The 9,189-nt window shown below is 66.0% G+C and carries 10 protein-coding genes, 1 tRNA gene and 2 pseudogenes; 3 read left to right on the top strand and 10 right to left on the bottom strand.

The annotated features are described in order from the left end of the window. Positions 1 to 113, top strand: a pseudogene (locus DDZ14_RS18685) (IS5/IS1182 family transposase); the annotation flags it as partial. Here the strand turns inward: DDZ14_RS18685 and DDZ14_RS20330 are convergent. From DDZ14_RS20330 to DDZ14_RS18675, 3 genes are all read right to left on the bottom strand, one after another. Further along, positions 97 to 213 carry a DUF6538 domain-containing protein gene (locus tag DDZ14_RS20330; RefSeq protein ID WP_369915370.1) on the bottom strand — a complete coding sequence of 39 codons (117 nt, stop codon included), beginning with the start codon at positions 211 to 213 and terminating at the stop codon, positions 97 to 99. The pseudogene DDZ14_RS18685 and the gene DDZ14_RS20330 overlap by 17 nt on opposite strands. A gap of 84 nt (positions 214 to 297) precedes the next feature. Beyond that, positions 298 to 373: transfer RNA gene (locus DDZ14_RS18680), tRNA-Thr, on the bottom strand. A gap of 44 nt (positions 374 to 417) precedes the next feature. Beyond that, positions 418 to 2,052 (bottom strand): iron ABC transporter permease, encoded by a 1,635-nt coding sequence (locus tag DDZ14_RS18675; protein ID WP_233252646.1) that lies wholly within the window; start codon positions 2,050 to 2,052, stop codon positions 418 to 420. 107 nt (positions 2,053 to 2,159) lie between these two features. Between DDZ14_RS18675 and DDZ14_RS18670 the strand changes: the two genes are divergently transcribed. Then, positions 2,160 to 3,035 carry a hypothetical protein gene (locus DDZ14_RS18670; RefSeq protein WP_109426490.1) on the top strand — a complete coding sequence of 292 codons (876 nt, stop codon included), beginning with the start codon at positions 2,160 to 2,162 and terminating at the stop codon, positions 3,033 to 3,035. A 10-nt stretch (positions 3,036 to 3,045) separates the two neighbouring features. Here DDZ14_RS18670 and DDZ14_RS18665 read toward each other — a convergent pair whose 3' ends face one another. From DDZ14_RS18665 to DDZ14_RS18640, 6 genes are all read right to left on the bottom strand, one after another. Then, positions 3,046 to 4,014: a DUF3179 domain-containing protein gene (locus tag DDZ14_RS18665; protein WP_109426489.1), complete on the bottom strand. Its 969-nt coding sequence runs from the start codon at positions 4,012 to 4,014 to the stop codon at positions 3,046 to 3,048. A gap of 85 nt (positions 4,015 to 4,099) precedes the next feature. Further along, positions 4,100 to 4,675 carry a peptidylprolyl isomerase gene (locus DDZ14_RS18660; protein ID WP_109426488.1) on the bottom strand — a complete coding sequence of 192 codons (576 nt, stop codon included), beginning with the start codon at positions 4,673 to 4,675 and terminating at the stop codon, positions 4,100 to 4,102. Next, on the bottom strand, positions 4,668 to 5,183 hold the full coding sequence (locus DDZ14_RS18655; protein ID WP_109426487.1) for a peptidylprolyl isomerase: 516 nt from the start codon (positions 5,181 to 5,183) through the stop codon (positions 4,668 to 4,670). Before DDZ14_RS18655 ends, DDZ14_RS18660 begins: the two co-directional genes overlap by 8 nt. A gap of 66 nt (positions 5,184 to 5,249) precedes the next feature. Next, positions 5,250 to 5,747: a pantetheine-phosphate adenylyltransferase gene (coaD, locus tag DDZ14_RS18650; protein ID WP_109426494.1), complete on the bottom strand. Its 498-nt coding sequence runs from the start codon at positions 5,745 to 5,747 to the stop codon at positions 5,250 to 5,252. Between the two features lie 93 nt (positions 5,748 to 5,840). Further along, positions 5,841 to 6,275: a CBS domain-containing protein gene (locus DDZ14_RS18645; protein WP_109426486.1), complete on the bottom strand. Its 435-nt coding sequence runs from the start codon at positions 6,273 to 6,275 to the stop codon at positions 5,841 to 5,843. 59 nt (positions 6,276 to 6,334) lie between these two features. Further along, positions 6,335 to 7,240: a LysR family transcriptional regulator gene (locus DDZ14_RS18640; protein WP_109426493.1), complete on the bottom strand. Its 906-nt coding sequence runs from the start codon at positions 7,238 to 7,240 to the stop codon at positions 6,335 to 6,337. Positions 7,241 to 7,350: 110 nt separating this feature from the next. On the opposite strand from DDZ14_RS18640, the gene DDZ14_RS18635 reads away from it, so the two are divergent. After that, positions 7,351 to 8,850 (top strand): CoA-acylating methylmalonate-semialdehyde dehydrogenase, encoded by a 1,500-nt coding sequence (locus tag DDZ14_RS18635; RefSeq protein WP_109426492.1) that lies wholly within the window; start codon positions 7,351 to 7,353, stop codon positions 8,848 to 8,850. A gap of 225 nt (positions 8,851 to 9,075) precedes the next feature. Here DDZ14_RS18635 and DDZ14_RS18630 read toward each other — a convergent pair. Further along, positions 9,076 to 9,189 (bottom strand): annotated as a pseudogene (locus DDZ14_RS18630) (IS5/IS1182 family transposase); the annotation flags it as partial.

Raw genomic sequence — 9,189 nt, 5'->3', positions numbered from 1 at the left:
TCATGTTCGGTAGGCTCAAAGACTGGCGACGGGTCGCAACCCGATATGACCGATGCCCGAAGGTATTCCTCTCCGCCATCGCACTCGCCGCAACCGTCATCTATTGGCTATGAGTCCTGACCCTAGGCTTCGCACAATATCCTTCCGTCCGAATACCGCCTGATACTCTTTCGGTAAGGTAAACCGGACGGCATATGTGCTACCGCGATTCATCATGTATTTGGGTAGTTTCAAGGTCATTTTCATGGTCCTCTGACTGTTACGTCAGACGAAAAACCCAATGAAAACAATATGTTCTGGTGCCCCCAGAGAGACTCGAACTCCCGACCCCCTGATTACAAATCAGGTGCTCTACCAGCTGAGCTATAGGGGCACTCGGCCCGGATGTACCCCGGCGCCGCGCGCCGTGCAAGTGGTCTAGCGGCTGGCGCGGGCGAGCAGAAGGACCGCGCCCAGCCCCATCAGGATGACCAGCAGCGCCGCGGGCGAGGCCTCGCCCAGGTTTTCCAGCGAGGCCTGCTCGTAGACCCGCGTGGCGAGCGTGTTGTAGTTGAAGGGCCGCAACAGCAGGGTCGCGGGAAGCTCCTTCATGCAATCGACGAAGACCAGCAGAAGCGCGGTGCCGACCGAGCCGCGGATGAGCGGCATATAGACCCTGACGAGCGTGCCGCGCGCGCTCTGCCCCAGGGCCCGCGCGGCCATCGGCAGCGACGGCGAGACCCGCCCCATCGCGGCATCCGCGGCCCCTTGCGCGATGGCGAAGAAGCGCACCGAATAGGTGAAGACCAGCGCGAAGGCCGAGCCGGTCATCAGCAGGCCCGGATCGACGCCCGTCAGCGCCTCGATCCCGTCGGCCAGCGCGTGGTCGGCGAAGGCCATAGGGATCAGGATGCCGATGCCCAACACCGCCCCCGGCGCGGCATAACCGATCGTCGTGACCGGCAGCAGCAGCCGCGGCAGGCGGCGGCCGGTCAGCCGCACACCGTAGACCATGAATAGCCCCGCCGCCACGGTCAGGAAGGCCGCCAGCCCGCCCACCGTCAGCGTGTTGCCCAGCGCCCGCAGGAGCCCCGGCGCGGCCCAGTATTCCAGGTTCGCCGCCGCGTGCGACAGGATGACCGAGACCGGCAGCACGAAGCCCAGTGCGAAGGGCAGCAGGCAGACCAGCGCCGCCAGTACGCCCTGCGCCCCGGTCAGGCGGATCGGCTCCACCGGGCGCTGGCCGCGCGCCGCGCCGAAGAAACGCAGCCGCCGGCGCGAGCTCTTCTCCAGCGCCACCAGCACCAGGATCAGCGCCAGGATCACAGTGGCGATCTGCGCCGCGCCGCCGGCATTGTAGCTCTCCAGCCAGACCGAGAAGAGCCCCGTGGTCAGCGTCTGCACGGCGAAATACTCCACCGTGCCGAAATCGTTGACGGTCTCCATCATCACGATGGCGACGCCGGCGGCGACGGCGGGACGCGCCAGCGGCAGGCCCACGCGCCAGAACCGCGCGACGGGCCCCGCACCCAGCGCGCGTGCCACCTCGATCCGTGCGCCCGACTGTTCGCGGAAGGCCGCGCGCGCCAGCAGGTAGACATAAGGGTAGAGCGCCGCCGAGATCACCAGCACCGCCGCTCCGCGCGACCGGATCTCGGGGAACCAGTAGTCGCGCGCGGAACTCCAGCCGAAAATCTCGCGCAGGAACGTCTGCACCGGCCCGGCATATTCCAGGAAGTCGACCAGCGCATAGGCCCCGAAATAGGCCGGGATCGCCAGCGGCAGCAGGAGCGCCCATTCCAGCACGCCGCGCAGCGGGAAGCGGTACATCACCACCAGCCAGGCGGTCACCGTGCCCAGAACCGCGGTCGCGGCCCCGGTCGACAGCATCAGCAGGACGGTGTTGGTGAAATAGCGCGGCAGCGTGGTGGCCAGCAGGTGCGGCCAGATATTCTCGGCCGGGTTGAAGGCGATCCAGACCACCGAGACGATCGGCAGGAGTACCAGCGCGGCAATGAGCGCGGCCCCGGCCGACCAAGGGTCGAGACGGGCGCGCGGCCTAAGCTCGGTCATTTGTTCGATCATCGGCGGAGGCCTTAGCCGAAAGCGGTTTAACTGTCCAGAAATCCCGATATAGTGCCGGGATAGTTCAAAGTTTCGCAGGCGGCACCCGGCTCTTCATGCAGATTGTGTATCATCTCGGCGCGCATGTCACCGACGAAGCGCTCCTCGTGCAATGCCTGGAAAAGAACGCCGAGAGGCTGGCACAGGACGGCATCGCGCTCTCCCCGCCGGACCGGTTCCGCGCACCCTTGGCCGAGGCGCTGTCCGCGCTGCGCGCCGGACCGATTTCAGAGGAGCTCGAAACCCTCCTCATCGACGCGCTGATCGACGAGGACGACGCGCAGCGGGTCGTCATGTCGGTGGACAGTTTCCTCTGCCCGGCCAACCAGGTTCTGGGCGACAACCGGCTTTATCCGAAAGCCGGCGAGCGCATCGCGCAGTTCCGCGACATCTTCCCCTCGAAGGAAGTGGAGTTCCATTTCGCGCTGCGCAACCCCGCGACCTTCCTGCCGGCGCTCGCAACGCGCGCCAAGGCCAGCCCGTTCCAGAGCTTCATCGACCGGGTGGACCCGATGGTGCTCCGCTGGTCGGACGTGGTGGAGCGCATGGCGGCGGCGGCACCGGACTGCCGGCTGGTGGTCTGGTGCAACGAGGATACGCCGCTCATCTGGCCGGAGGTCCTGCGCGAGGTCTCGGGGCATGATCCCGCGACCCGGCTCAAGGGCACGCACCGGCTCCTGGAGCGGATCATGACGCGCGAGGCGCTGAACCGGCTGATGGGCTATCTCGACGACCACCCGCCGAAGAACGAGACGCAGCGCCGGCACATCGTGGCCGCCTTCCTGGACCGCTTTGCGCTGGAAGACGAGATGGAGATGGAACTCGGGGATACCGGCTGGACCGCGGAATATGTCGATGCGCTGAGCGCCGCCTATGACGAAGACGTCCACCGGATCGAGTGCATGGCGGGCGTGACGTTCATCGCTCCCTGAGCCGCGCGCCTCACTGGCCTATCATCCAGCGCCCGTCCGGGTAGAAGGCGTGGAAGGCGAAGGCGAACATCACGTCATGGGGCATATCGCGCCCCTGCCCGTCCCGCACCCGGATCGAGCCCACCGACCTGCCCTGCGCGATGCGCCCGGTATCGAGCGCCGAGGCCTGCTCGCCCGCCCATGTCAGGCGGATGCCGGCCTCGCGTATCTCGCCCGCGCGTCGCAGCCGCTCCATCGGCCAGGCACGCTCGCCCACGCGGATCACGCGGGAATTGGGCGCGATCCCGTGTGGCGGCATCTCGCCGCTATAGAGAAACGGCCGCCCGCTGTCGTAGCCCCGATAGGGGTTGTGGCCGTAGGGCCGGTCCGCGTTCGGCTCCGCCATCACCAGACCCTCGGGGTTGCGGGCGCGGAACTGGTCCCAGCTTTCCATCCAGCTCGGCAACTGGCGCAGCCTGTCGCCGGTATGATGCCCCACGATGCCCTCGCCGATCGCCTGTTGCCACCAGCTTTCGGTTTCGCGGTCATACATCACCATGTCGGAATTGCGCAGTTTGCCGGAGACGCCGAAGGTGCGGAGTTGCCCGTTCACCCGCCGGTCGAAAACCATCGCGGAATTGCAGAGCGGGCAGTAGGTCACCGCCACCGGCACGCCCCCGATCACGTCATTGGCGATCTCGTGATACATCAGGTAGCGGATTGGATAGGCCCGCGGCGTAGCGCCCTCCAGTTCCACCGCGATGACGGGTTCGCGCCCGTCGAGCCCACGTGTCGCGGCAACGCGCTGGAACTCGGCATCCCAGATCGCGGGAATGCCGTCCTTGGGCGGACCGCCCGAGATGATCTCGCGCAGATCGACGGAAGCGCGCGAGAAATCGGTGCGCGGCCATTCGTGTTTCCAGAACTCAACCTGCGCGACCGCCGCACCGGCGAGCATCAGCGCGGCGAGGGCGGAAAGGATGAATGCCTTGAGACGCATGGGGACCTCCCTGACCACTGCCCCCAATGTGGCAGGGGGCCGCGCTTGCGCACAGCCCCCCTCACGACAGTTTGACGGATCGGGATCAGCCGTCAGCCTTGATCCGCACATCCTTCATGTAATCGGGGTCGCGCACCGTGCCGCTCTGCCCCGAGCCGCGCTTGATGCTGTCCACAACCTCCTGCCCGGCGATCACGCGACCCACGACCGTATACTGGCCGTTGAGATGCGGGGCGCGCTGGAACATGATGAAGAACTGCGAATTGGCGCTGTCGGGGTTCTGCGACCGCGCCATGCCGACCACGCCCTTCTGAAAGGGCAGGTCCGAGAATTCGGCCTCCAGGTCAGGCAGGTCCGAGCCGCCCGTGCCGGCCATACCGGGCTCGCCGCCATCCTTGCGGCCGTATTGCACATCGCCGGTCTGGGCCATGAAACCGTCGATGACCCTGTGGAAGACCACCCCGTCATAGGCACCGGCGCGCGCCAGTTCCTTGATGCGCGCGACATGGCCGGGCGCGACCTGCGGCAGCAGTTCGATCTCGACAATGCCTTCGGACTGGCCGGCGACCTCGATCACCAGCACGTTCTCGTCTTCGGCGGCGAGCGCCGGCGCGAGACCCAGAAAAAGTGCCGCGAGCGGAGCGAAAATCCTGTTAGCCATCCTTCTCATCCTCCGCCACGCGCATCGAGATCATGCGGTCGGGATTGCTGGGCGGCTCGCCACGGGTGATCCGGTCCACATGATCCATCCCCGAGACCACCCGACCATAGACCGTGTATTGCCCGTTCAGGAAATGGTTGTCCTTGAAATTGATGAAGAATTGCGAGTTCGCGGAATTCGGGTTCTGCGAGCGCGCCGCGCCCAGCGTACCTCGGTCATGCGGCAGGCGCGAGAACTCCGCCGGCAGATCCGGCTTGTCCGACCCGCCGGTGCCGGCGTTGTGCAGCCTGAAATTCTTCTCGGCATTGCCATTGGCCACATCGCCGGTCTGCGCCATGAAACCTTCGATGACGCGGTGGAAGACCACGTTGTCATAGGCGCCCTCGCGGGCCAACTCCTTCATGCGCGCGCAATGCGCCGGGGCCACGTCGGGCAGAAGCTCGATGACGACGGGGCCGTCCTTGAGCGTCATGATAATCGTGTTCTCGGGATCTTTGTACTCGGCCATGATGCCTCCGCTCTGAAACTCTGGCGCGACCCTAGACGCGGGACGCGCCAAGGGAAAGCCCCCGGCTCAGGCGCGTGCGAACTTCCGCTTTAGAGCGGCCAGGACCGGCGGCGTGACGAAGCCCGAGACATCGCCGCCCAACCGCGCGATTTCCTTGACCAGGCGCGAGGCGATGGCCTGGTTCTTGGCGTCCGCCATCAGGAAAACCGTCTCCACGCTGTCGTCGAGCGCGCGGTTCATGCCGACCATCTGGAATTCGTACTCGAAATCGCTGACCGCACGCAGGCCGCGCACGATGACCTCGGCCCCGACATCATGGGCGCAATCTATCAGCAGGTTCTCGAAGGGGTGTACGACGATCTCGGTGCCATTGGCCTCGGTCAGGCGCTTGCCCTCCTCCTCGACCATCTCCACCCGCTCCTCCAGCGTGAAGAGCGGGCCCTTGTCGCGGTTGATCGCAACACCGATCACCAGCCGGTCCACCAGCGTGCAGGCGCGCCGGATGATGTCCACATGGCCATGCGTCATGGGGTCGAACGTGCCGGGATAGAGGCCGGTGCGCATGGGGGCGTTCCCTTCGGTCAGTTTTGCCTGCGCGGCACGCAACAATATTGCGGAGGGGAATGCAAGCGGCTTCGCGCCCGCGCAACGCCCGGCTCAGCGCCCCATGATCATGCCCTGGAGCGCATCCTTCTCCATGCTGAGTTCCGCCAGCCGCGCCTTGACCACGTCACCGATGGAGATCAGCCCGGCCATCTTGCCGTCCTCCATGACGGGCATGTGGCGGAAGCGGCCCTCGGTCATGCGGGCCAGGACATGGTCGGAGGTTTCGTCGAGCGTGCAGCCCACCAGCTCCGCCGTCATCAGCTCGATGACGCACTGGCTCATGCAGCCCGGTCCGCGCTGCCCCAGTTCGCGCACGATATCGCGCTCCGAAAGGATGCCCTCGGGCACCTTTCCGTCGGCCGAAACGATCACCGCACCGATGCGCTTGGCCGAGAGGATCTCGGCCGCCTCCCTCACCGTCGCGCTGGGCGGGATCGTGGCGACCTCGTTACTGGACTTCAGTTTCAGAATTTGCCGGACGATCATTGCCGCCTCCCGTCATTGTGAAGTCAACGTGACCAGCGTCCCCCGAAGCCATCCCCCTGTCAAGTCAGCGCTTCCAGGCGCGCAAGCTCCCGCCGGAGCCGCCCGGCCAGCAGATCGGCGAAACGGTTGAGCCGTTCCACCGGGCGGTCGTCGGCATGGCGGATCAGATAGAAGGCACGGCTCAGCGACACGGTTTCCGGCAGCACCTTGCGCAGCGCGGGGTGGCCCGGCATGGCGAAATCATGCACCACCCCCACCCCGCCGCCATGCGCCAGCCATTGCAACTGAACAGTGACGGAGTTCGACGCCAGCGCCACGCGCTCGGCGCCCGTCATCTCGGTCAGGTAGTCCAGTTCGCTGTCATAGATCATGTCGGGGATGTAGCCCACGATCCGGTGCCCGCGCAGGTCGGCGCGCTGCCGGATCGGCGGGTGCGCCGCCAGATAGTCCGCGGAGGCCGCCAGCGACAGGCGGTAGTCGGTCAGTTTCTGGACCGTCAGGCGGCCGGCGGCCGGGCGCGAAACCGCGATTGCCATGTCGGCCTCGCGCTTGGAGAGGTTGAAGACCCGCGGCAGCGCGACGACCTGCACCTCCAGCCCCGGATTGTCGGCCACGATGGCCGCGCAGATCTGCGGCAGCAGATAGCTCGCGCAGCCGTCCGGCGCGCCGATGCGGATCGTGCCGGTCAGCCCGTCGGTATCGCCGCGCACCTCCTCCAGCGCCCCGGTCACAGCCTGCTCGACCCGCTGCGCGTGGTCGAGAAAGGCCCGCCCGCCCTCGCTCAACGCATAGCCTTGCGGGGATTTCACGAAGAGCCGGTTGTCGAGCGCCTCCTCCAGCCGGGCGATGCGCCGGCCCACCGTCGCCGGGTCGAGCCGAAGGGCGCGGCCCGCCGCCGACAGGCTTTCCAGCCGGGCCACGGCCAGGAAGACCCGGATATCGTCCCAGCGGCTTTGCGCGGCCATCGTCCCATCCTGCATTTTTGCAAAACACTTTTGGGATGTTTCCGCTTTTCATGGAAAAAACGCAAGACTACCCTGCCGCCAATTCCAGCAATCCTGAACGGGAGAGAGCCATGCAGGAGCTTACGCATTTTATCGGCGGCAAACATGTGAAAGGCACATCGGGCCGCTTCGCCGATGTCTTCAATCCGGCCACGGGCGAGGTCCAGGCCAAGTTGCCGCTGGCCTCGGTGGCCGAAACGGACGCAGCCGTGGCCAATGCCGCCGCCGCGCAGCCCGCCTGGGCGGCCACCAACCCGCAGCGCCGCGCCCGCGTGCTGATGGAGTTCGTGCGGCTTCTCAACCGCGACATGGACAAGCTGGCCGAGGCGCTGAGCCGCGAGCACGGCAAGACCGTGCCCGATGCGCGCGGCGACGTGCAGCGTGGGCTCGAAGTGGTCGAGTTCTGCATCGGCGCGCCGCATCTTCTGAAGGGTGAGTACACCGACAGCGCGGGCCCCGGCATCGACATGTATTCCATGCGCCAGGCGCTGGGCGTGGTCGCGGGCATCACGCCCTTCAACTTCCCCGCCATGATCCCGATGTGGAAATTCGCCCCCGCCATCGCCTGCGGCAACGCCTTCATCCTCAAGCCCAGCGAGCGCGACCCCTCGGTGCCGCTGATGCTGGCCGAACTGATGCTGGAGGCCGGTCTGCCCGAGGGGATCCTGAACGTCGTCAACGGCGACAAGGAAGCGGTGGACGCCATTCTCGACAACGGCACCGTGCAGGCGGTGGGCTTCGTCGGCTCCACCCCGATCGCGCAGTACATCTATGCGCGGGGCTGCGCCAACGGCAAGCGTGTGCAGTGTTTCGGCGGCGCCAAGAACCACATGATCGTGATGCCCGACGCCGACATGGACCAGGCCGCCGATGCGCTGATCGGCGCGGGCTACGGCGCGGCGGGCGAGCGCTGCATGGCGATCTCGGTCGCGGTGCCGGTGGGCGACCAGACCGCCGACGCGCTGATCGAGAAGCTGGTGCCGCGCATCGAGAAGCTGAAGATCGCACCCTACACGGGCGGCGAGGATGTCGATTACGGCCCGCTCGTTACGGCCGAGGCCAAGAGCCGCGTGCTGGGCCTTATCGAGAGCGGCATCGAACAGGGCGCCGAACTGGTGATCGACAACCGCGATTTCAGCCTTCAGGGCTATGAGGACGGGTTTTTCGTGGGCCCGCATCTCTTCGACCGTGTGACGCGCGAGATGGACATCTACAAGCAGGAGATTTTCGGACCCGTACTGTCCACCGTGCGCGCCGAAAACTACGAGGACGCGCTAGCCCACGCGATGGACCACGAATACGGCAACGGCACCGCGATCTTCACCCGCGACGGCGACACGGCGCGCGATTTCGCCAACCGGATCAATATCGGCATGGTAGGCATCAACGTCCCGATCCCGGTCCCGCTGGCCTATCACACCTTCGGCGGCTGGAAGAAGTCGGGCTTCGGCGATCTCAACCAGCACGGGCCGGATGCGTTCCGCTTCTACACCCGGACCAAGACCGTCACCTCGCGCTGGCCGAGCGGCCTCAAGGAAGGCGGCGAGTTCCATTTCAAGCAGATGGACTGACGCTGCGGACCGGACGAACGGGAAAGGGCGGCCCCGGTGGCCGCCCTTCGCACCAAATGGTGCCGCATCGTGCTGTGCCTGCAATAGGCCCAGGTTTGCTGGCTGCTTGTAGAAAGGCGCGTCCCAAAGACTTCTTCGGCAGGTATGGCAGAAACCGTGCTACTTATTCTCACGGTCAATGACAACCATCGGGACAAAGCAGGCTTTGAAGTCTAGGGTCAGGACTCATAGCCAATAGATGACGGTTGCGGCGAGTGCGATGGCGGAGAGGAATACCTTCGGGCATCGGTCATATCGGGTTGCGACCCGTCGCCAGTCTTTGAGCCTACCGAACATGAT

This window comes from Maritimibacter sp. 55A14, assembly GCF_003122205.1.
Lineage (GTDB): Bacteria > Pseudomonadota > Alphaproteobacteria > Rhodobacterales > Rhodobacteraceae > QEYE01.
The sequence above is the reverse complement of the archived record's forward strand: the minus strand, read 5'-3'. Positions and strand labels throughout refer to the sequence as shown.

Coding starts and splice junctions, on each gene's coding strand:
- DDZ14_RS20330 (WP_369915370.1), bottom strand. CDS start 213: ATGAATCGCGGTAGCACATATGCCGTCCGGTTTACCTTACCGAAAGAG.
- DDZ14_RS18675 (WP_233252646.1), bottom strand. CDS start 2,052: ATGACCGAGCTTAGGCCGCGCGCCCGTCTCGACCCTTGGTCGGCCGGG.
- DDZ14_RS18670 (WP_109426490.1), top strand. CDS start 2,160: ATGCAGATTGTGTATCATCTCGGCGCGCATGTCACCGACGAAGCGCTC.
- DDZ14_RS18665 (WP_109426489.1), bottom strand. CDS start 4,014: ATGCGTCTCAAGGCATTCATCCTTTCCGCCCTCGCCGCGCTGATGCTC.
- DDZ14_RS18660 (WP_109426488.1), bottom strand. CDS start 4,675: ATGGCTAACAGGATTTTCGCTCCGCTCGCGGCACTTTTTCTGGGTCTC.
- DDZ14_RS18655 (WP_109426487.1), bottom strand. CDS start 5,183: ATGGCCGAGTACAAAGATCCCGAGAACACGATTATCATGACGCTCAAG.
- coaD (WP_109426494.1), bottom strand. CDS start 5,747: ATGCGCACCGGCCTCTATCCCGGCACGTTCGACCCCATGACGCATGGC.
- DDZ14_RS18645 (WP_109426486.1), bottom strand. CDS start 6,275: ATGATCGTCCGGCAAATTCTGAAACTGAAGTCCAGTAACGAGGTCGCC.
- DDZ14_RS18640 (WP_109426493.1), bottom strand. CDS start 7,240: ATGGCCGCGCAAAGCCGCTGGGACGATATCCGGGTCTTCCTGGCCGTG.
- DDZ14_RS18635 (WP_109426492.1), top strand. CDS start 7,351: ATGCAGGAGCTTACGCATTTTATCGGCGGCAAACATGTGAAAGGCACA.